Below are 20,473 nucleotides of genomic sequence, written 5' to 3' on the forward strand. Positions count from 1 at the left end.
CCAATCCCTTATCATCTTGTCTTGAACAGGGAGATGTTGATGGATGAAGTGGGAATTGTGCTGGCCATGCTGCTGGCGGTGGTGGCCAGCGGCTACCTGGTGCGCATGCTGCCGTTCGCGGTGCCGCTGCCGCTGATGCAGATCGCGCTCGGCGCGGCCATTGCCGGCAGCACCGGCCACGGCGTGCGGCTCGAACCGCATATCTTCTTCCTCGTGTTCCTGCCGCCGCTGCTGTTTCTCGACGGCTGGCGCATCCCCAAGATCGGGCTGTTCCGCGACCGCTCCACGATCCTCGAACTGGCCCTGGGCCTGGTACTGTTTACGGTGCTGGGCGCGGGCTTCCTGATCCACTGGCTGATTCCGTCGCTGCCGCTGGCCGTGTGCTTCGCGCTGGCTGCCATCCTTGCCCCCACCGATCCGGTCGCGGTGTCGTCGATCGCGGCGCGCGTGCCGATCCCGCCGCGCCTGATGCACATCCTCGAGGGCGAGTCGCTGCTGAACGACGCCAGTGGCCTGGTGTGCTTCCGCTTCGCCGTGGCCGCTGCCCTGACCGGCACCTTTTCGCTGGGCGAAGCCACGCTCACCTTCCTGTGGGTCGCGCTGGCGGGCGTGGCCATTGGCGTGGGCATCACGGTGGGCGTGAGCTGGGCCCAGCGCCAGCTGGCCGCCCGCATCGGCGAAGAAAGCGGCTCGCCGATCCTGATCAACCTGCTGCTGCCGTTCGGCGCCTATCTGGCAGCCGAGCATCTGGGCGCCTCGGGCATCCTGGCAGCAGTAGCGGCGGGCGTGACGATGAGCTACGTTGAATTGAGCGGGCGCGCGGCCGCCACGACGCGCGTGCGGCGCGCGGTGGTGTGGGACACGGTGCAGTTCGCGCTCAACGGCATCATGTTCGTGCTGCTGGGCGAGCAGCTCCCCAATATTCTCGAGGCAGCGCTGGTCGCACCCGAGCTGCCGCGTGCAAACGATGTCTGGTGGCTGGCCACCAACGCGCTGGCCATCAGCTTCGGCCTGATCCTGCTGCGCTTTGTCTGGGTCTGGGTTTCGCTGCGCCTGACGCTGCTCAACGCCCGGCGCCAGAAGCTGCCGGAGTACCGTCCGAACCCGCGCCTGATCCTGGCCACCTCGCTGGCCGGCGTGCGCGGCGCGATCACGCTGGCCGGCGTGCTCACGCTGCCGCTGGCAATGCCGGGCGGTGCGCCGTTCCCTGGCCGCGACCTGGTGATTTTTCTGGCCAGCGCCGTGATCGTCGTCTCGCTGGTGCTGGCCAGTGTCGGGCTGCCGCGCGTGCTGCGCGGCCTCGAACTGCCACACGATTCGGCGCATGAAAGCGAAGAAGCGCGTGCGCGCCATGCCGCCGCGCTGGCAGCACTCGAAGCCATCGCCAATGCACCGCCACCGCCACCCACCTCGGGCTGCGATGCGCAGGGCGCGGTGGAGATGCATGCGAGCGCGGTCGACCAGGTGCGCAGCCTGTACCAGTACCGGCTCGATGGCGGCAACGGCAACGATGTCGATCCGGCGCATGCACGCGCCGCCGAAAGCGCCGAGCGCCATTACCGCCTGGCCGCGCTGGAGCACGAACGCGCCGTCCTGCTGCGCATGGCGCGCAATAACACCTTGTCGGACGAAGTGGCGCGCAAGCTGCTGCGCGAGATCGATCTGGTCGAGGCCCGCTACCGCTGAACCGGGTCTGTATTTGCAGCCCTGCCCGCCTGTCCCGCACTTCGTTATCTTGCGAACAGTGCGGGCCCTGGCCCGGGCGTAGCATCGGTGCGATATCCACCATTCGCGAAACAGCCATGCCAAGCCAGACCACCGACGCACTCGACGCACCCGACACCAAAGATTCCTCCACCGCCGCGCGCGCGGCCGGCCTGCGCTACGTGCACGATGGCCGCGCCGGCGTCAGGCGTGAAGCCGTCAAGGACGGCTTTCGCTACCTGGACGCACACGGCGCGCCGGTGGAAGACGAAACGACGCTGGCGCGCATCAAGGGCCTCGTGATTCCACCGGCCTGGCAGGACGTCTGGATCTGCGCGCAGGCCAATGGCCACCTGCAGGCGACGGGCCGCGACGCGCGCGGCCGCAAGCAATACCGCTACCATCCGAAATGGCGCACCGCCCGCGACGAAGTGAAGTACGAACGCATGCTCAAGTTCGGCGATGCGTTGCCGGCGATCCGGCATGAAGTCGACCGCGCCCTGAAGCTGCCCGGCCTGCCGCGCGAAAAGGTGCTGGCCACGATCGTGTACCTGCTGGAAGCGACGATGATGCGGGTCGGGAACGAGGAATATGCGCGCACCAACAAGTCGTTCGGCCTGACGACACTGCGCAACCGCCACGTCAAGGTCGATGGCAGCGACGTGCAATTCAGCTTCCGCGGCAAGAGCGGCGTGTACCACAAGGTCAAGGTGCACGACCGGCGCCTGGCCGGCATCGTCAAGCGCACGCGCGACCTGCCGGGCCAGGAACTGTTCCAGTACATCGACGACGATGGCGAGACGCACAGCGTTGACTCCAGCGACGTCAACGACTACCTGCGCAACATCACGGGCGAAGAGTACACGGCCAAGGATTTCCGCACCTGGTCCGGCACCGTGCTGGCAGCGCTGGCCCTGCAGGAATTCGAAAAATTCGACTCCGAGACACAGGCCAAGAAGAACATCGTGCGCGCGATCGAATCGGTGGCCGAAAAGCTCGGCAACACGCCGACGATCTGCCGCAAGTGCTACGTGCACCCGGCCGTGCTGGACGCCTACCTCGAGGGCGCGCCGCTGGACGTGATGCGCGAACAGACCGAGAAGAAACTGGCCGAAGACCTGCACGCGCTGCAGCCTGAGGAAGCGGCCGTGCTGGCGATGCTGCAACAGCGGCTCAGGCACGAAGAAGAAAAGCCGCGCAAGAAGGCACCGGCAAAGAAGGCACCGGCAAAAAAGGCGGCGACAAAAAAGGCGGCAACCTCGCGGCGCCGCGAAGCCGCTAGCGGATCACGTACGTGATCGTCTTCCAGTTGCCGTCTGTCTCGCGCATCACGATCATTGTTTCGGTTACGGTCGGCCGATTGGCAAAGCTGGACTGGTATTGCAGCACGACGTAGTCGCCCTCGGGCGCACCCGGCAGCGTGCGCGTGGCTCGCGCGTCGGCCAGGGTGCGTCTGGTCAGCGCGCCGTATGGCGTGCGCGCCTGGTCAAGCGCTGCCGTCCAGTCCTTCTGGCTCACTGCCGCCTGGAAGACCGCGCCTGCGGCATGCCACGTCGCCGCGCCGTTGCCCGCATCGGCCAGTGCCAGCCAGCGCCCGGCCGCTTCGGCGCCTGCCGTGGTCTGGTCGGCCTGCTGGGCATGGACGGCGACGGTTGGGGTAGCGAACAACACGGCGATGGCGAATGGGGCGAGCTGCTGCATGGCGGTCTCCTGGGCGATGGCGGGAAACCGATAGCATAGCGCGCCTGGCGCTGCCATAAACTCACACAATCTTGCGCACGGCTAGACCGGGTGGTTGAACACCTGACGCAGATAGGCGATGTAGGTCACGTCGGTGCACTGCGACTTGCCCGGCTCGTCCGACAGCTTGGCCACCGGCTGGCCGTTGCAGCGCACGAGCTTCATGACGATATTGATCGCCGGGAAAGGCGTGTCGTTGGTCAGCTTGGTGCCGATGCCAAAGCCCGTCATCACGCGGTCGGCGAAATGGCGGTACAGGTCGAGGGCCTTGGGGATGGTCAGCGCGTCCGAAAACACGAGGCGCTTGGTGCGCGCATTGATGCGCAGGCGCGCGTAGTGGGCCAGCGCTTTTTCGCCCCACACGACCGGATCGCCCGAGTCGTGACGCAGGCCGTCGAACAGTTTGGCGAAGTACAGGTCGAAGTCGGCCAGAAACGCATCCATGCCGACGACATCGGTCAGCGCTGTCCCCAGGTCGCCCCGGTATTCCTGCACCCAGTTCTCGAGCGCGGCGCTCTGGAAGTCGACTAGGCGCGTGCCGAAGGCCTGGTGCGCCTGCAGGTATTCATGCGCCATCGTGCCGATCGGGACCAGGTTGAACTTGTAGGCCAGATAGACGTTCGACGTGCCCTTGAAGTACACCGGCAGCTCGCGCGCCAGCGTCTGCACCACTTCGTCGTGCCACTCACCCGAGAAGCGGCGGCGCACGCCGAAGTCGAAGAACTCGAACGGGTTGGCGCGCGGGGCTTCTTCGCCAAAGGCGCGCAGTTCGTCGATCTTCTGGCGCAGGCGTGCACGCGCTACCTCCATGGCCTCGGCCTGGTCGAAGCGGCGGAAATACAGCTCGTTGACGATGTAGAGCACGAAAATTTCATAGCCCATCACGTGCACCAGCGGGCCGCTGGCGCGGATGCGCAGGTGCGGGCCGTCGGTCGTGACCTCGATGAACTTGCGCTGAAAGCGAAACAGCGTGAGGAAGTCGGCGAAGTCGCCCTTGATGAAGCGCAGTGCGCGCAGGTAGGCGACTTCGTGCTCGGTAAACATCATCGAGCACAGGTGATCGAGCTCGCGTTCGATGTCTTCCTTCAGCTCCGCCAGCGGATAGGCTGGCTCGTTACGGCAGCGGAATTCGTATTCGCCCGTCGCGCCCGGGTGGCTGTGCAGCAAGGCCTGCCACATCGTGAATTTGTACAGATCGGTTTCAAGCAGGCTGCGAACTACTGGTTTCATCGTTGCTCCAGGTCGATGATGGGGCGGGCCGGCCTGACCAGGCCAGCCGGGGCTTGGTTCATTTGCCGGCGGCTGGCGTGCGGGTGCGGCGCTTCGGCGCAAGCATCGTGCCGGTGCAGCCGGGCGTACCGCAGCGGCAGGCGAACAGTTTCTTGAGCTTGGGCGTATGGCGCTCTTCGTAGATCAGGGCGTAATTGTAGTTCAGCTCTTCACCGGCGTCGATGTCGTGCATCGCGTGGATGTAGACCTTGCCTTCATCTTCGAACGCTTCGCAGTTCGGCGAGCAGGCGTGGTTGATCCAGCGCGCCTCGTTGCCGCGCCGGCCGCCGTCGATCACGCGGCCGTCGGCCAGGCTGAAATAGAAGGTATGGTTGACCGGGCCGCCGGCCTTGTCGGCGCGCTCGGTCGCGAGGTCCCAGCTGATGCGCTCACCGCGGTACTCGATGATGCGCTCGCCCGCGGCAATGGGCTTCCTGGCGAAAACGCCGTTACCGTGGATCGGCGACTGGCGCACTTCGTACGACGGGCCGCTGTCGGTTGCGGCGGTATTGGTATCAATGTCGGTCGGCGTGGACGGGGTTCGCTTGGTGGTCATCGAGGTGGCGCTTGGGCGAGAAAAAAGAGAGCATCCATTATGGCCGCATTCGTCCGAAACGCCACGCACTTGCCGCTAGACGGGGAAATCCTCTTCGCGGTATTCGGGCGCATCGCCCGCGCCGCCACTCCGCCCTGCTTCTTCGCGCCGCAACTCGACGCGCCGGATCTTGCCCGAGATGGTCTTGGGCAGCTCACGGAACGTGATGCGCCGGATCCGCTGGTACGGCGCCAGCCGCGCGCGGCTGAACGCGAACAGCGCAGCGGCCATCTCGCGGCTCGGTGCAACGCCGGCGCGCAGCGTGACGAAGGCCTTCGGCACCGACAGCCGCAGCGGATCGGGACTGGGCACGATCGCCGCTTCGAGCACGCTCTCGTGCTCGATCAGCACACTTTCGAGCTCGAAGGGGCTGATGCGGTAATCGGCCGACTTGAACACGTCGTCGTTGCGGCCCACATAAAAATAGTAGCCATCGCTGTCGATCGCCGCCGTGTCGCCCGTGTGATAGTGGCCAGCGCGCATGACGTCGCGCGTCTTGTCGGCGTCGCCTTCGTACCCCGCCATCAGGCCGACCGGATTGGCTGCCAGCACCACCGCGATCTCGCCTTCGCTGGCCGGTGCGTCGTCGATGTCGAGCAGCGCGATGCGGTACCCCGGCAGCGCGCGGCCCATCGAGCCGGGCTTGAGGGGCTGGCCTGGAGAATTACCGATCTGGCAGGTGGTCTCGGACTGCCCGAAACCATCGCGGATATGGATGCCCCAGGCGCGCTCGACCTGCTCGATGACTTCGGGATTGAGCGGCTCGCCCGCCGCCACCAGTTCGCGCAGGGCCGGTTTGCAGGCCGCCAGGTCTTCCTTGATCAGCATGCGCCAGACGGTCGGCGGCGCGCACAGCGACGTCACGCCGCAGCGCTCGATTACATTCAGCACGGCGGCACCGGCGAAGCGCTCGTAGTTGTAGACGAACACGGTGGCGCCGGCGTTCCACGGCGCGAAGAAGCAGCTCCAGGCATGCTTGGCCCAGCCGGGCGAGCTGATGTTCCAGTGGATGTCGCCCGCCTGCAGGCCGATCCAGTACATCGTCGACAGGTGGCCGACGGGATAGCTCTGGTGCGTATGCAGCACGAGTTTCGGCCGCGCCGTGGTACCGGACGTGAAGTACAGCAGCAGCGGATCGGTGGCCAGCGTCTCGCCCTCGGGCACGAACACGCTCACCACCGCATGGCTGGCTGCGTAATCATGCCACCCTTCATTGCTGCCTTCGTGCGCGCCGCCCACCGCGATGCGGGTAAAACAGCCCGGCAGCGCATCGAACTTGTGCGTCTCGGATGCCTGCGCGATCACGTGCCTGACGGCGCCGCGCGCGATCCGGTCGGCCAGGTCGTCACCGGATAGCAGCATCGTCGTGGGCACCAGCACGGCGCCCAGCTTGATCCCGGCGAGCATGACTTCCCACAGTTCGACCCGGTTCGGCAGCATCAGCAGCACCCGGTCGCCACGCCGCACGCCGCAGTTGCGCAGGTACTCGGCCACCTGGCTGGAGCGGGCGGCCATGTCGGCGAACGTGATCTTGTGCTCGGTGCCGTCTTCATCGACGACCCACAGCGCAATGCCGTGGTTGTCCCGGGCCTGGTGGTCGAAAAAGTCGAGCGCCCAGTTGAAGGTAGACAGCTGCGGGGGCTGGTAGTCGCGGCAGGCGGTCTCGTAGTCGAGCCGGTGCTGCTGGAGGAAGTCGCGCGCCTGCACGAAGCGCTGGTTGGGCGTCATGGTGGTCTCCTGATGGGGTTGCAGGTGCAGGCTGCACCGCGGCGCGCCTGCTGTCGTGCTGCCCCGCCATCATGCCACCAAATGCGCGCGGCTTGCCAATTCCCGTTGGCGGTCCGTTTCGAGAGTAGAATTCGGCTCCAACAAACTAAAGGCACGTGATGAAAAAGACTGACATGGCAAAAGGCGACGCCAAGAAAATTCAAGGCCAGATGGCTGCCCGGGGCGCCGTCGTCGGCGCGCCAGCAAAAGATGCGGCGCCGGATCGCCGCGAACAGCGCGAACGCGACCGCGCGCTGGGACTGGTGCCGTTCGCCGTCAAGCTCAATGGCGACCTGGTGGCGCAGCTGCAAACGCTGAGCAAGGAGCGCGGCGTCGAACTCAATGCGCTGGTGGCCGAGCTGCTGCAAAAAGGCTTGGCCGACTAACGCTGACTGGCAGTTTCAGGGCGTTCACCAAATCGCTTGACAATACTTTCTGGCAATCCTAAAGTGATATCACTTTGATGTCACACCCACCCAGAAGAGGTCAAGCATGAACGCATCGCATACCCGCCGCGAAAAGGCATTTTCGTCCGCGAATGGCTACCTGGCCGCCTGCGCCGGCATTGTTTTCCTGCTGGGTGCAGCCTACCTGTTCAAGACTGGCGTCGAAACGCCCGCCGGCTTGCCGCTCCTGGGTGCCGTCGCGATGGGACTTGCCGGTCTGCTGTGTCTGACGGGCCTGTTCATGCTGCAGCCGAACGAAAGCGCCATCCTCACCCTGTTCGGCAAGTACATCGGCACCGACCGCAGCGAAGGCCTGCGCTGGGCTTTCCCGCTGTACGTCAAGCGGCGCCTGTCGCTGCGCGCCCGTAACTTCAATGCGCCCACACTCAAGGTCAACGACAAGCGCGGCAATCCGGTGGAAATCAGCGCGGCGGTTGTCTGGCGCGTGCGCGACACGGCGCAGGCCGTGTTTGAAGTCGACGATTTCGAGCGCTACGTATCGATCCAGGCCGAAGCAGCGCTGCGGCACCTGGCCTCGCAATACGCGTACGACGAAGGCGAGGATCTGCCGCAGGGCGAAACCACGCTGCGCGCTGGCATGGATGTCGTCGCCGATGCCCTCAAGACCGAGTTGCAGGCACGCTTCGAGGCGGCCGGTGTCGAGGTGCTCGACGCTAAGCTGACCCACCTTGCCTACGCCGCCGAAATCGCCCAGGTCATGCTGCGGCGCCAGCAGGCCGAAGCCATCATCAGCGCCCGCAGCAAGATCGTGCATGGCGCAGTGAGCATGGTCGAAGCGGCGCTGAAAGGATTGTCGGAGCGCGGCATCGTGGAACTGGACGACGAGCGCAAGGCGGCGATGGTCAGCAATCTGCTCGTGGTACTGTGCTCGGACAAGGAAACGCAACCGATCATCAACACGGGCACGCTGTACAACTAGCGGCCGACCAGTATGGCAAGTCCAGGAAAAAAAGCATTCGCGCTACGGATCGACCCGGCGCTGTGGGATGAACTGCAGCGCCTGGCCGCGCGCGACCTGCGCAGCGTGAACGCGGAAATCGAATTCCTGCTGCGCGAAGGCCTGGCCCGGCGCGGCGTGAAGCTGGCCGAGCCAAAGGGCCAGAGCGATACTGACGGGGAAAGCTGACAGCGGGACTATAATCCGGGCTGAACCTCTGCCGGCCTATTCCATGATTCCAGCTTCCTCCTCCCCTTCCGAACCGCTCGTGAGCATCCAGGCGCTCAAGTCCTGCGCCAGCTGCAGCATGCACCAGCTGTGTCTTCCGATGGGCCTGGAAGACGCCGACATCGTGCGCCTCGATCAGATCATCGGCCGGCGCCGGCGGCTGGCACGCGACGAGCGCCTGTATCAGGTCGGCGAGCCGTTTCGCAACCTGTATGCGGTGCGCTTCGGCCACTTCAAGACCTTTCAGGTCAACGCCGCCGGCGAAGCCCAGATCACGGGCTTTCAGATGGCCGGCGAATTGCTGGGCATGGACGCGATCAGCGGCACGCACCATTGCGACGCCGTTGCGCTCGAGGACAGCGAAGTCTGCGAGATCCCCTTCGTACGTCTCGAAGAACTGTTCGGCGAAGTGCCGGCGCTGCTGCGCCACTTCCACCGCATCATGAGCCAGGAAATCACGCGCGAGCAGAACGTCATGCTCCTGCTTGGCAATATGCGCGCCGAACAGCGCTTCGCCGTCTTCCTCGTCAATCTGTCGGCGCGTTACGCGGCGCGCGGCTATTCGAGTATCCGGTTCCAGTTGCGCATGTCGCGCGAAGACATCGGCAATTACCTGGGCCTGACGATCGAGAGCATCAGCCGCCTGCTGTCGCGCTTCAAGAAACAGGGCTGGCTCGCCGTCGACAAGCGCGAGGTCACGCTGCTCGATCCGGTCAAGCTCAAGGCGCTGGCGGCGGGCACGGATGTGTGCAGCCCGATGGAATGACGCGGGGATCGAAGCAGGTAGCGCCGGGCGCACCCTCGTAGCGCAAGTTGTAATACCCGGTTTCAAAGCCAGCAGGCGCAGCCAGGCGGACGTAAGATCGGCATCGAATCGTCGTGACGATTCACCGACGATTTATCGACGATGCCCTGACTACCTACCTGACTATTTGCCATGATGCCTGCCCGCCCGTTCCTTCCCTTGCTGTTGTCTGCACTGATCCTCGCTGCCCCGCTGCCGGTGGGCGCGTCGATCCTGCCCGAGGTGCCGGACATCAGTGCTGTCACCGACTACCGCCCCAAGATTCCGCTGCGCGTCTATAGCGCCGACAAGGTGCTGATCGGGGAATTCGGCGCCGAGCGGCGCGACTTCGTGCAGATCGCGAAGGTGCCCGCCCTGATGAAGACCGCCGTGCTGGCGATCGAAGACACGCGCTTCTACGAGCATGGCGGGATCGACTGGATCCGGGCACTGGGCGCGGCCAAAGCGAACATCACCGACTTCGGCAGCCAGGGCGCGTCGACCATCACGATGCAGGTGGCGCGCAACTTCTTTCTGTCGCGCGACAAGACGCTGCCACGCAAGCTCACCGAAATCGCGCTGGCTTACAAGATCGAGAAGGCGCTGACCAAGGACCAGATCCTCGAGGTCTACCTGAACCAGATCTATCTGGGCCAGCGCTCGTACGGCTTTTCCAGCGCCGCGCGCACCTACTTCGGCAAATCGCTGAACGACCTGACGCTGGCGGAAACGGCGATGCTCGCCGGCCTGCCACAGAATCCATCGAGCAGCAATCCCATCACGAACCCGGCGGCGGCAAAGAAGCGTCAGCAGACGGTCCTGCGCCGCATGTTCGAGTTAAAGGCGATCACCGAGCCGCAGTACCGGCGCGCGCTGGCCGAGCCGTTGACCCTCAGGCGTGACGGCGCCGGCTACGGCGGGCGCGCCGCGTGGGTGGCCGAGATCGCGCGCCAGGCCGTGCATACGCGCTTTGGCGCGGCGGCCTACGAACGGGGAATCACGGTGACGACGACCGTCATCGCTGCCGAACAGGAGGCCGCCTGGGATGCGGTGCGCCGCAACGTCATCGCCTATGACCGGCGCCACGGCTACCGCGGCCCGGAAGCGCGCATCGCGCTGCCGGCCGCGGGCGACGCGCGGGACGATGCGGTGGCCGCAGCGCTGCAGAAACGCCCGGCCGTGGACGGCTTCGTGCCAGCCGTCGTCGTGAGCGCCTCGGCCAAACGCGTACGGGCTGCCACGACGGGCGGCGAGACGATCGAGATCACCGGCGCTGGCCTGCGTTTTGCTGCAGGTGCGCTGGCACCGGCAGCGAAAGCTGGCCTCAAGCTCTCGCCCGGCGCCGTCATCCGCTTGAGCAAATCGCAAGGCGACTGGACGATCACGCAACTGCCCGAAGTGGCGGCCGCCTTCGTCGCGGTCGATGCCGGGACGGGCGCCTACCGCGCGCTGGTCGGCGGCTTTGACTTTGGACTGAACAAGTTCAATCACGTGACGCAAGCCTGGCGCCAGCCGGGATCGAGCATCAAGCCGTTCGTGTATTCGGCCGGCCTGGAACGGGGCTTCTTCCCTGGCACGCCGATCCTCGACGCGCCGCTCGACCTTGGTGGCGACAACGGCGCTGCCGGCTGGTCGCCGCGCAATGACGACAATACGTTCGAAGGCCCCGTGACGGTGCGCCATGCGCTGACGCGCTCGAGAAACGTGCCCACGGTGCGCATGCTGCAGGCGATCGGCGTGGACGCCACACGCGCGCACCTGGCGCAATTTGGCTTCGACGCCGCGCGCCATCCGCGCAACCTGACCATGGCCCTTGGCACGGGCGCCGTTACGCCATTGCAGATGGCTGGCGCCTACACGGTGCTTGCGAACGGTGGTTATCGGGTCGAACCGTGGTTGATCGCCCGCATCCAGGATGGCGACGGCAAGGTCGTCTACGAACACGCCCGCAAGGAACCTGTGCGTGTGCTCGATGCGCGCAACGCGTTCATCACCGACAGCATGCTGCGCGATGTGGCGCGCGTGGGCACGGCCGCTGCCGCGTCACGCCAGCTAGGGCGAAGCGACCTGGCCGGCAAGACCGGCACGACGAGCAATGCGATCGACGGCTGGTTCGCCGGCTACAGCGGTCCAGTGGTGGCGGTGGCGTGGATGGGCTACGACGAACCGCGCTCGCTGGGCGGGCGCGAATTCGGCGCGACGCTCGCGCTGCCGATCTGGGTCGACTACATGCGCGTCGCGCTGGCCAAAGCCCCGGAACGCGCGCCGCTGGTGCCCGACGGCGTCGTGAACGTCGCCGGCGACTGGGTATATGCGGAGTATGCGGATCAGCAGTTGGAACAGCAGCAGCGGCAGGAACCGCAGCCGCCCGAGGTGGACAGCATCGACGCATTAATGGAGAACCTGTTGCAGGAACGCCCGCCGCGCGAGTGATTACAGCTCGATCACCAGCGCGGGGCGATACCCTTCCTGCTCGCCCTTGCTCAGATACCCGAGCGGATTGGCCACGACGCGGCAGCCCCACGACAGCGGGCCGTCGCGGCCCTCGACCACGTAGTCGTTCGCGCAGTGCAGGTGGCCATGCATCCATACCTGCGCGCGCTTGAACAGCTCATCGAGCGAATTGCAGAAGCCGGCCGTGCCGGGCGTCTTGCCGTAGCGCGGGTCGGCACTTTCGAGGCTCGGGGCGAAATGCGTGACCACGACCGTCTTGCCCTCGAACGGCGTGGCCAGCGCCGCGCGCAGCCAGGCCTGGCAATCGAGCGCCAGCGCGCGGATGCCTTCGGCCAGTACCGGCTCGCCATCCTTGATGGTCGTGTTCTTGCTCAGGTAGTAGTTCGCGGCGCGGAAGGCCTTGGTGCGCTGCTGCAGCTGCTTGGTCAGCGGCGCACCCTCTTCCACCAGCGCATCGAAGTCGCTCCACAGCGTGGTGCCGATGAAACGCACGCCATCGATCGTGACGATTTCGCGATCCAGCCAGGTAATGCCCAGGCGCGCGCAGATTTCCTGCAGTCGCGCGTAGGTAGCGTCGTAGTCGAGCGCGTCGAATTCGTGGTTACCGGGGATGAACAGGACCTGTGCCTGCGCCAGGGCAGGCACCAGGAGCGGTGAGAAACGTTCCAGCCCGAAGTCCTGCGTGAGCAGGCGCGAGCCGGGTTGGTACGAGCCGATGTCGCCGGCCAGCACCACGACATCCGTGCCGGGCAGGATCTGCGGCTGGAAGTCGGGGTACCGTTCGAGGTGAAGGTCGGAAAAAAGCTGTATGCGCATGGCCGGCGAGTATAGCGCAAGCGCCCTTCGCCGGCCCGCAACGCAAGGGTTTTAAAACCCGATATTGGCCGTCAGGCTGGCCGAACGCGCCACGCCGGGCGTGTAGCGGTAACCGCTCTTGTTGATCGCGACGACATATTTTTCGTCGGTCAGGTTGTAGACGTTCAGGCGCAGGTCGATGTTCTTCGTCAAGCGGTAACCCAGCATCGCATCGACCACCCAGTACGAATCGGTGTAGGCAGGGGTGCCGATGGCGCCGTCGGTGCCGCGTTTGAGCTTGTCCGAGAAGCGCGCCCCGCCGCCGATGCGCAAGCCCCATGGCAGGTCATACGAGGTCCAGGCGGTGAACGATTGCTTCGGCGTGTAGGTCAGGCTGTTCTCGCCCGAGGCAGTCACGTTGCGGCCCGCTTCCACGCTGGTGTCCATGTACACATAACCGGCGCTGACGAGCCAGTGCGGTGCCAGTTCGCCCGTTGCGCCCAGCTCGATGCCCTGCACGCGCTTTTCGCCCGTCTGGTAGTACTGCAGGTTGACCGGATCCTGCTCGACCTCGTTCTTGACATCGGTGCGAAACAGCGCGCCCGACAGCGACAGCTTGGACTTGAGCAGATCGAGCTTGCCGCCAAATTCGGTGGTGGTCGACTCCTGCGGATCGTAGATCGGATTCTGCGCGCTGTTGGCATTGCCCGAGACGGTGAAGTTGCCGCCCGGCGGCTGCTTCGAGCTGGCCACCATCGCATACACGCTGCTGTTCGCGGTCGGCTTGTACAGGGCCGACAGCTTGCCGTTGACCAGGTTGTCGCCGACCTTGAAGCGGTTCGGCACGAGCACGTTATTGGTCAGCGCCACGGTCGAGTAGTCAGCGCGGAAATGATCGACCCGCACGCCGCCGTTGATGATCCAGCGCTCGCCGATCTTGGCGGTATCGAACACGTACAGGCTCTGGGTATCGACCTCGCCTTCGTTATAGGCGCCGGTGCGGCGCACGTTCACGGGCGTGGTCGGCGCATCGTTCGGGTTCGGGTTGTAGATGTTCGCGGCCGGCAGCGTGCCCAGGCCCGTCAGGCCCCAGGTGGTCTGGCGCTCGCTGGTCAATTCCAGACCGCTCACCAGCGTGTGCTTGACCGCGCCGGTGTCGAACTGCGACGTCAGCGTCGTCACGTTGGTCAGGATTTTATTTTCCTGATCCTTGCCGGTGCGGATGCTGCGCGCCAGCGTCCACGTGTTCGGGTCGGCCGGGTTCGGGGTGCCCAGGTTGGCGGCGCTGGTCAGGAATGCACTGAGCAAGTAGTCCTGCGACGTCTTGCCGTAGCGGCTCGTGTTTTGCAGCTTCATCGTCGGCGAGAAGTCATGCTCGATGCGCACCGTGGCCATGTCGGCCTTCACGTCGTCGTAGTCGCCGGTCGAGCCATAGAAATTCTTCGGATCGACCTTCTTGCCGTCGGTGACGAAAGGCCGGGTGCGGTCCGGGCTCGTGTAGCCAGGCAGGCCGATGACATAGACGCCACCATCAGGGATGTTGTTCTGGTCGACGTGCAGGTAGTCCAGATGCACGCGCGTGGCGCCGTTCAGGCCAAAGCCGATGCTCGGCGCGATTGCCCAGCGCTTGTTCTCGACCACGTCGCGCGAGGCACTGCCCGCGTCCTGGGCCAGCACGTTCAGGCGCAGCGCGATGCCGCGCTCTTCGTTCAGCACTTTGTTGACGTCGGCCGTGACGCGCTTTTGCGAGCCGCTGCCGCCGGTGATTGCGGTGGACATGGCATCCGTCATGCTCGCCTTCTTCGACACCAGGTTGACCGAGCCGGTCGGCGAGCCGCGCCCGTTGTCGGTACCCGCCGGGCCCTTGAGCACTTCGATCTGTTCGAGGTTGAAGACGTCGCGCGAGATGGAACCGATGTCGCGCACGCCGTCGACGAAAATGGAGCTCGACGTATCGAAGCCTCGCATGAAGATCGCATCGCCGGTGGTGGTATTCCCGTTCTCGCCCAGGAAGAACGCGCCCACGCCTGGCGTGTTGCGCAGCGCTTCGGTGAGCGTCAGGGCGCCCTGCTGCTCGAACAGTTCTTTCTTGATGACCTGGAGCGTCTGCGCAGTATCGACCAGGCGCTCGGTGTACTTGGGCGACGACGCCTGCTCGGCGCGGAACGCGTTTTCGTATTTGCCGACGATCTCGACCTTGGTTTCCGGAACGACGTCGACGGGGGCCGCTGCATCGATGCCGGCAGCCTGCGCGCCGAGCGGCAGCAGGACAGCGGCCAGCGCGGTGCGCATGACCTGGTTGCGGGTGGACGAATGCTTGCGGCTTGTTATTGCTTTCATGGCGAGGCGGTCTCTTCGGTGTAAGTGGGTGGAAACACTGCTTGAAAAACAATGATTCTAACGGGAATGTAATGACATGTAAACGATAATCATTATCATTTGCATTCGTACGACACCGATGTGAGTTGAGTCACCCCTTGTATTCCAGGGTCTACGGTTTGAGCCGGGCGTTCCGGCAATGCGCGGCCAGCGCATCGATGAAGAGCCGCAGTCGTGACGGCATGAGCCTGTTGCCAGGCCAAACCACACTGACCGGCATCGGGAACGGCCTGAAGTCTGGCAGCACCTCGACCAGATCACCGCGCGTCAATTCTTCCGCTGCCATGTAATCGGGCACCTGGGTCAGCCCTGCACCAAGGCATGCAGCCTGTACCAGGGCTTCGCCGTCGTCGAGGATGACGCGGTAAGGCGGATACAGGTTGATCATCGTTCCGTCGAGCTGGAGTTGCACAGGCCGTTGCCGACCCGACGTTGGGTTGCGGAAGACGACAAAATCATGTTCTGGCAACTGGTCGGGATGCGCCGGCAAGCCGCGACGCTCCAGGTAGGCAGCGCTGGCACACAGCGTCAGGCGCTGTTCGTCCACTTGTCGACACGTCAGCCTTGAATCGTCGAGCGGCATGATCCGCACTGCTGCATCCAGGCCCTCCCGAATCAGGTCGCACTGCTGGTCTGACAGGCGTACGTCAGCACGCAGCCCAGGGTGCTCACGCAGCATGCGTGCCAGGACAGGCATGACCATCTGCTTGCCGTAGGTGATGGGAAGGCTGATTCTCAAGTCGCCGCGCGGTTCAGCGATTGAACTCGCCGCCAAGTCTTCGAGCTCGCCGATATCGGCCAGTATCTTCTCGCAGCGGGCATGCAACACCTCGCCGTCGGCGGTGAGCTGGACCTGGCGCGTGGTCCGGTGGAACAGCTTGACGCCGAGTTCACTCTCCAGACTGCTGATCCGTTTGGCGACAGTGGAAGGTGTCAGCGCCAGTTCCCTGCCCGCCTGGGCAAAGCTGCCATGGCGTGCAGCGCACGAGAAAGCAATGAAACGACCGAATCCGCTCATGATGCCCTCGCTCTGACTGGAAAGATTGAAGAAAAATCTTCGTCAATATTAGTCAATCGACGCGTCTTTTAAAACGATCCAGAGTCGCCGATACTGTATTTGCGCCGTCAGCCGACGGGATCCACAAGAGGAGAACAGCCATGCATGTGATGTCCAACCAACAGCCTCTACCCAGCGCCATTCCGGGTATTTCCCATGCTACCCTCGCCGGCCATGAGGACGGATTGAGCAAGCTGTCGGTATGGCAGCAATCGGTTGCGCCTGGTGGTGCCACGCCGCCACATCGGCACGATTGCGAGGAGGTGGTGATTTGCAGCAGCGGTACCGGAGAGTTGCGTTTGGGGGAGAAAGTAGAACGGTTTTCTCGCGACATGACAGTCGTCATTCTTGCCAATGTCGAGCACCAGATCATCAATACCGGCCTGGATGACCTGCAGTTCGTTGCCGTATTTTCGATGTCTCCAGTGCTTGCTTGCCTTCCAGACGGCACTGCAATTGAACTTCCCTGGCGGTCTTGATGCCGGGCGTGCCGCAAGACTCCGCATTGTTGTGGCAATCAGGCAGGAGGACGAGCGTGGGACGCAGCGAACTGCACAGCCGGGGACAGGTCTGATCTTTCACAGACGACCTCTGTGGTAGCGTCGGCTACTTCCAATGGCGTTTTGCCCGGTACCGGGATGGCTCGTCGCCGCCAGTCCCGACTACCCGGGTATCGAGATCATTTCCTGCGTCAGAGACAGACATACTTCAGGCAAGGGTCGTGACAAAGCGAGCATGTCAACGGCCCATGCAGCTGATAACATCCGGCAGACACGCTCCGATCCGCACACAGGCAATCATGCCGGACCAGCATATCGCTCTGGCAGCCCATCTATCGCTCACAAACCACTGAGGCAAACGACGGGGCGGGCGCGGCCTGAGCTGCTCATCGTCGTACTCGCCGGTGTACATGCGATTCGCTCCAAAATGACAGGCCCTGACGTTGTCGCGATTAATTGGTAACAGAAATTGAGCAAGGTGCCGATGCCATATTACAAGCTGACTTTATTCGCCGATTACCACCAGTTCTACATTCAGGACGAGGAAGTCGACAGCAATCTCTCTGACGCCTGGACGGATACTGCTATCGAACGTCTGCTGGCGGTTGCTCCAGGTACCGTCGGAATCGGCACGGTCAGCAACAGCGACGTACCCGTCACGATCGCCGTGTTGGAGCATGCGCCTTTACTCGATGCCGACAAGTTTGATCACGTTGTCGAATGCTCCATCGCAGTCGAAAGCGGAACGATCGTCGCGGCAGGCTGCACGGATTATTTTCCAGACGCAGTGCGCATCAACATACCCACGGGGTCGTATCGTGTCCGTGCCAGCTTTGAAGGGCTTGACTCTGTCTTTGCCAATGGGCTTGCGGGCAGGGACCAATACCACCTCCAGCTTTGGCCTGCCCCAATGGGCCCAGTCCAGGTACGCAAGCAACGTGCCTAACGCGGCTTGACGTCATGTCGCACTACCCCCTTCGGGTTAATTCCTGCCAGTCGGGACAGCCAGCGGCTTTATGGCCGGGCAGTCTGCTAAGCTGACGCGATCGGCCGGATTTGGCCAGCAGTACTTATTGCGCTCCCTGAAAGATAACTATGCGTGCACGCTCATGGCTTGGGTACATTGCTGCATTCGTTTTGGGAATGCTCGCCATGCTTCCGTATTTCCTCTTCGGCGGAGCAGCCTCGTCGAGACTGATCATCTGGTGCAAGTTAATCGCCTATGCGATTCTTTTATTCAGTCCACTGAGGCTCTTGGGGCGACCGCAGTGTCGACTGGTGCCCATCTTCTGCTTGCCGGTCATCGCGCTCAGCTCAGCAATTGGCCTTCCGGGACCACACGCCTTATCCACCGGACTGCAAATGATTGCAGAGCCAATTTTATGCGTCTGGATTGGCGCATTGCTCGCTTGGATTGCGCTAAACTTCAGGTCGCCCAACGCAGTCATCCCGAAACCACCACGAACCAATCCATGAAACATCTTGCTGTCGCCGCTGCGCTCATCCTGTGTTCATTTCAGGCTGCTGCATGCCCCTTGTCCGAGGCGTTATCAACCCGTTACGGCATCTCGTTCTCAGGTTTTGAAACGCCGATTCCAGCAGCGACAGCGCCGGACATGACGGATTCCGGATCATTCATTCGGGTTGCGGTCCGGGACAACAGCAAGGTGGCGGATGGCTTTCGCCACACCATCGTCATGAACACCAAAACAAAGAAGGCGTGGGTCCTTCGCACTGGCGGCTTCGCCAGCGTGTACGACTGGTTCGGTCCAGTGGATGCGCGTCACGTCCCGCTGCAGAATTGCGGGTCGGACCACATGCCTGCGGCCATGCGCGCTTTATAAAAACATCCCCGCGCAGGCCAGGCCTGCGCGGGGATGTCATCATCTCACCGGCTCTGCGAAAAACGCGCTAACGTCCTGCGCCCGCCATCACGCCTTCTTCTGCTGCGCAATCCAGTTGTCCACCAGATTGCCCAGCACATCCAGCGGCACCGACCCGGCGCCCAGCACCAGGTCATGGAACGCCGGCAGCGAGAACTTGTCGCCCAGTTCGGTCTGCGCCTTCTGGCGCAGTTCCAGGATACGCAGCATGCCGATCATGTAGGCATTGGCCTGGCCGGGCCAGACGATGTAGCGCTCGGTTTCCTGCACGCCCATGCCGTAGTCGATCGCCTGCTGGCGCGTCCAGTTCTTAGTGTGCAGGCCGGTGTCAGCCACGAGGCGGCGGGCGCGGAACAGTTCCGACCCCAGCGCGCCGAGCAGGCCCGGCACGTCGCCTTCATACCAGCCCTGCTCCACCGCCAGGCGCTCGGTGTACAGCGCCCAGCCTTCCGAGTGCGCACTGCCGCCGCTGAAGATGCGCTGGCTGCGGAACTTCGGCAGATCCTTCATCTCCTGCTGGATCGCGAGCTGGAAGTGGTGGCCCGGCACGGCCTCGTGGTACGACAGGCTGCGCATGCGGATCATCGGGAACGTCGGGCCGACCAGCGGCACCCAGAAGATGCCAGGGCGCGTGCCATCCGGCGCCGGCATGCTGTAGTGGGCGGCGGCCGACGGCTCCGTCATCGGCGGGACCCGGCGCACATCCACCGGTGCGCGTGGCTTCAGGTTGAACAGCGGCGCACTACGGCGCTCGGCGTCGCGCACCATCTCGTTGTAGCTGGCGATGATGCCCGGACGCGGATCGCCCTCGCCCTTCGGCTGGAAGCGCGCGTCGAGCTGCTTCATGCGCGCTTCGATGCCGCCTTCGCTCAGGCCCAGCGACTTCAGATGCTTGTCCATCTCCGCTTCGATGCGCGCCACTTCGCGCAAGCCGATCGTGTGGATCTGGTCGGCGCTGAGCTTGGTGCTGGTGAAGTTTTCCAATGCGCGCGCATACGCGGCGGCGCCGTTCGGCAGGCGCGAGATGCCGGCCACGTCGGTGGTGGCCGGATGGATCTCGGCCATGAAGGCCTGCACGCGCGCATAGGCCGGGCGCACCTTCGTCTCGACGATCCTGGTAGCGCGGGCGATGGCGGCGCTGCGCGCTTCCGGGGTCAGGTCTTTCAGCTCGGCGCTGCGCTCGGTCAGCGACGTCACGAACACGTTGTCGGCCGCCGAGGGCTTGAGGAAGTGGTCGACCTGGAACTGCGCGCGCTCGAGGATGAAGCGCGGCGGGATCAGCTTTTTGGCCGCGGCGCCCCGTGCGCGCACCAGCGCTTCGTCCATGCGCATGCCCACCTGGTCCAGGCGCGCCAGGTAGCTGTCGACATCCTGCTTGTTGCGCATCGGGTGCGTGTTGGTCATGAAGTTGACCAGGCCATTCTGCACGCCGCTGAACTGCGAGAACACGAAGTTGTAGTCTTCGAACGGCTCGTTCGCGATCACGTTTTCCAGCGACCAGCGCATCACCGATGCCGAGATCTTCTGGGTCGCATCCAGCGGCGCAGCGTTGAAGCCATCGAGGCGCTTGAGGCCTTCGCGGGCCAGCGCCACGGCTTTCTGGCGATGCGCGGCGGTCAACGGCGTCAGTTCGCGATCCAGGCGCGCCTGCTCGGCACCGCTGAAGTACTGGGTCGACGTTGCCGTCTGTGGCGACAGGCGCACCCAGTCTTCGGCGAAGCGGTCGGCCCAGACGTTGAACGCGGCGTCCGGTTTGCTCGCGCTGGCCTGCGCGACGGATGCTGGCGCGGCTGCTGCCGGCAAGGCCACCCCGGCAAGCATGGCGGGAACAAACAGGGCGGCGATGATGGCGCGCGTGCTGCGCTGGCGGGTCAATGGCATGTCGTGGGCTTCCTTGTGATTGTCTGTCGTCGG

The 20,473-nt window shown here is 64.2% G+C and carries 18 protein-coding genes; 10 read left to right on the top strand and 8 right to left on the bottom strand.

Features of this window, described 5'->3' with window-relative positions:
- Positions 1-39: 39 nt before the first annotated feature.
- Positions 40-1,686 carry a Na+/H+ antiporter gene (locus tag AC56LW_RS00145; protein WP_332530776.1) on the top strand — a complete coding sequence of 549 codons (1,647 nt, stop codon included), beginning with the start codon at positions 40-42 and terminating at the stop codon, positions 1,684-1,686.
- A 116-nt stretch (positions 1,687-1,802) separates the two neighbouring features.
- Positions 1,803-3,002 carry a DNA topoisomerase IB gene (locus AC56LW_RS00150; RefSeq protein WP_499630432.1) on the top strand — a complete coding sequence of 400 codons (1,200 nt, stop codon included), beginning with the start codon at positions 1,803-1,805 and terminating at the stop codon, positions 3,000-3,002.
- On the opposite strand, the gene AC56LW_RS00155 is transcribed toward AC56LW_RS00150, so the two are convergent.
- The 4 genes from AC56LW_RS00155 to AC56LW_RS00170 all read right to left on the bottom strand — a co-directional run bounded on the left by AC56LW_RS00155 (position 2,983) and on the right by AC56LW_RS00170 (position 7,036).
- Positions 2,983-3,405: a DUF4019 domain-containing protein gene (locus AC56LW_RS00155; protein WP_499630435.1), complete on the bottom strand. Its 423-nt coding sequence runs from the start codon at positions 3,403-3,405 to the stop codon at positions 2,983-2,985. The genes AC56LW_RS00150 and AC56LW_RS00155 overlap by 20 nt on opposite strands.
- Before the next feature lie 81 nt (positions 3,406-3,486).
- Complete coding sequence (gene pncB / locus AC56LW_RS00160) at positions 3,487-4,674, bottom strand: nicotinate phosphoribosyltransferase (RefSeq protein WP_499630438.1); 1,188 nt, start codon at positions 4,672-4,674, stop codon at positions 3,487-3,489.
- A gap of 58 nt (positions 4,675-4,732) precedes the next feature.
- A complete protein-coding gene (locus AC56LW_RS00165; protein WP_499630440.1) occupies positions 4,733-5,269 on the bottom strand; it encodes an SET domain-containing protein in 537 nt (178 codons plus the stop codon).
- A gap of 75 nt (positions 5,270-5,344) precedes the next feature.
- Complete coding sequence (locus AC56LW_RS00170; RefSeq protein WP_499630442.1) at positions 5,345-7,036, bottom strand: AMP-binding protein; 1,692 nt, start codon at positions 7,034-7,036, stop codon at positions 5,345-5,347.
- A 158-nt stretch (positions 7,037-7,194) separates the two neighbouring features.
- On the opposite strand from AC56LW_RS00170, the gene AC56LW_RS00175 reads away from it, so the two are divergent.
- From AC56LW_RS00175 to AC56LW_RS00195, 5 genes are all read left to right on the top strand, one after another.
- Positions 7,195-7,461 (top strand): hypothetical protein, encoded by a 267-nt coding sequence (locus tag AC56LW_RS00175; protein ID WP_183553191.1) that lies wholly within the window; start codon positions 7,195-7,197, stop codon positions 7,459-7,461.
- 106 nt (positions 7,462-7,567) lie between these two features.
- Positions 7,568-8,461, top strand: a complete 894-nt coding sequence (locus AC56LW_RS00180; protein ID WP_332530782.1) for an SPFH domain-containing protein — start codon at positions 7,568-7,570, stop codon at positions 8,459-8,461.
- A gap of 12 nt (positions 8,462-8,473) precedes the next feature.
- On the top strand, positions 8,474-8,668 hold the full coding sequence (locus AC56LW_RS00185) for a type II toxin-antitoxin system antitoxin (RefSeq protein WP_183553196.1): 195 nt from the start codon (positions 8,474-8,476) through the stop codon (positions 8,666-8,668).
- A 43-nt stretch (positions 8,669-8,711) separates the two neighbouring features.
- Positions 8,712-9,473: a fumarate/nitrate reduction transcriptional regulator Fnr gene (fnr, locus tag AC56LW_RS00190; RefSeq protein ID WP_499630445.1), complete on the top strand. Its 762-nt coding sequence runs from the start codon at positions 8,712-8,714 to the stop codon at positions 9,471-9,473.
- A gap of 171 nt (positions 9,474-9,644) precedes the next feature.
- Positions 9,645-11,924 (top strand): penicillin-binding protein 1A, encoded by a 2,280-nt coding sequence (locus tag AC56LW_RS00195; RefSeq protein ID WP_499630448.1) that lies wholly within the window; start codon positions 9,645-9,647, stop codon positions 11,922-11,924.
- Here AC56LW_RS00195 and AC56LW_RS00200 read toward each other — a convergent pair whose 3' ends face one another.
- From AC56LW_RS00200 to AC56LW_RS00210, 3 genes are all read right to left on the bottom strand, one after another.
- Complete coding sequence (locus AC56LW_RS00200; RefSeq protein WP_499630451.1) at positions 11,925-12,761, bottom strand: metallophosphoesterase; 837 nt, start codon at positions 12,759-12,761, stop codon at positions 11,925-11,927.
- A 51-nt stretch (positions 12,762-12,812) separates the two neighbouring features.
- Positions 12,813-15,080: a catecholate siderophore receptor Fiu gene (locus AC56LW_RS00205; RefSeq protein WP_499630454.1), complete on the bottom strand. Its 2,268-nt coding sequence runs from the start codon at positions 15,078-15,080 to the stop codon at positions 12,813-12,815.
- Between the two features lie 151 nt (positions 15,081-15,231).
- Complete coding sequence (locus AC56LW_RS00210; RefSeq protein ID WP_499630457.1) at positions 15,232-16,137, bottom strand: LysR family transcriptional regulator; 906 nt, start codon at positions 16,135-16,137, stop codon at positions 15,232-15,234.
- Positions 16,138-16,277: 140 nt separating this feature from the next.
- Between AC56LW_RS00210 and AC56LW_RS00215 the strand changes: the two genes are divergently transcribed.
- The 3 genes from AC56LW_RS00215 (at position 16,278) to AC56LW_RS00225 (ending at position 18,520) form a co-directional block, all read left to right on the top strand.
- Positions 16,278-16,655: a cupin domain-containing protein gene (locus tag AC56LW_RS00215; RefSeq protein ID WP_499630460.1), complete on the top strand. Its 378-nt coding sequence runs from the start codon at positions 16,278-16,280 to the stop codon at positions 16,653-16,655.
- Between the two features lie 505 nt (positions 16,656-17,160).
- The gene (gene comJ / locus AC56LW_RS00220; RefSeq protein ID WP_499630463.1) at positions 17,161-17,622 is read left to right on the top strand and encodes a competence protein ComJ; all 462 of its coding nucleotides are present in this window, start codon (positions 17,161-17,163) and stop codon (positions 17,620-17,622) included.
- A 526-nt stretch (positions 17,623-18,148) separates the two neighbouring features.
- Positions 18,149-18,520 (top strand): hypothetical protein, encoded by a 372-nt coding sequence (locus tag AC56LW_RS00225; RefSeq protein ID WP_499630466.1) that lies wholly within the window; start codon positions 18,149-18,151, stop codon positions 18,518-18,520.
- 87 nt (positions 18,521-18,607) lie between these two features.
- On the opposite strand, the gene AC56LW_RS00230 is transcribed toward AC56LW_RS00225, so the two are convergent.
- Entirely contained in the window at positions 18,608-20,440 is a 1,833-nt protein-coding gene (locus tag AC56LW_RS00230; protein WP_499630468.1) for a DUF885 domain-containing protein, read from the bottom strand.
- Between the last annotated feature and the right edge of the window lie 33 nt (positions 20,441-20,473).

This window comes from Telluria sp. LT2P80 (assembly GCF_059685955.1).

Bases quoted from the DNA above. Each gene is read 5' to 3' on its own strand.
- AC56LW_RS00175 (WP_183553191.1), top strand. From the start codon at position 7,195: ATGAAAAAGACTGACATGGCAAAAGGCGACGCCAAGAAAATTCAAGGC.
- comJ (WP_499630463.1), top strand. From the start codon at position 17,161: ATGCCATATTACAAGCTGACTTTATTCGCCGATTACCACCAGTTCTAC.
- AC56LW_RS00180 (WP_332530782.1), top strand. From the start codon at position 7,568: ATGAACGCATCGCATACCCGCCGCGAAAAGGCATTTTCGTCCGCGAAT.
- AC56LW_RS00195 (WP_499630448.1), top strand. From the start codon at position 9,645: ATGATGCCTGCCCGCCCGTTCCTTCCCTTGCTGTTGTCTGCACTGATC.
- AC56LW_RS00155 (WP_499630435.1), bottom strand. From the start codon at position 3,405: ATGCAGCAGCTCGCCCCATTCGCCATCGCCGTGTTGTTCGCTACCCCA.
- AC56LW_RS00200 (WP_499630451.1), bottom strand. From the start codon at position 12,761: ATGCGCATACAGCTTTTTTCCGACCTTCACCTCGAACGGTACCCCGAC.
- AC56LW_RS00225 (WP_499630466.1), top strand. From the start codon at position 18,149: ATGAAACATCTTGCTGTCGCCGCTGCGCTCATCCTGTGTTCATTTCAG.
- AC56LW_RS00205 (WP_499630454.1), bottom strand. From the start codon at position 15,080: ATGAAAGCAATAACAAGCCGCAAGCATTCGTCCACCCGCAACCAGGTC.
- AC56LW_RS00150 (WP_499630432.1), top strand. From the start codon at position 1,803: ATGCCAAGCCAGACCACCGACGCACTCGACGCACCCGACACCAAAGAT.
- fnr (WP_499630445.1), top strand. From the start codon at position 8,712: ATGATTCCAGCTTCCTCCTCCCCTTCCGAACCGCTCGTGAGCATCCAG.
- AC56LW_RS00185 (WP_183553196.1), top strand. From the start codon at position 8,474: ATGGCAAGTCCAGGAAAAAAAGCATTCGCGCTACGGATCGACCCGGCG.
- AC56LW_RS00145 (WP_332530776.1), top strand. From the start codon at position 40: ATGGATGAAGTGGGAATTGTGCTGGCCATGCTGCTGGCGGTGGTGGCC.
- pncB (WP_499630438.1), bottom strand. From the start codon at position 4,674: ATGAAACCAGTAGTTCGCAGCCTGCTTGAAACCGATCTGTACAAATTC.
- AC56LW_RS00215 (WP_499630460.1), top strand. From the start codon at position 16,278: ATGCATGTGATGTCCAACCAACAGCCTCTACCCAGCGCCATTCCGGGT.
- AC56LW_RS00170 (WP_499630442.1), bottom strand. From the start codon at position 7,036: ATGACGCCCAACCAGCGCTTCGTGCAGGCGCGCGACTTCCTCCAGCAG.
- AC56LW_RS00230 (WP_499630468.1), bottom strand. From the start codon at position 20,440: ATGCCATTGACCCGCCAGCGCAGCACGCGCGCCATCATCGCCGCCCTG.
- AC56LW_RS00165 (WP_499630440.1), bottom strand. From the start codon at position 5,269: ATGACCACCAAGCGAACCCCGTCCACGCCGACCGACATTGATACCAAT.
- AC56LW_RS00210 (WP_499630457.1), bottom strand. From the start codon at position 16,137: ATGAGCGGATTCGGTCGTTTCATTGCTTTCTCGTGCGCTGCACGCCAT.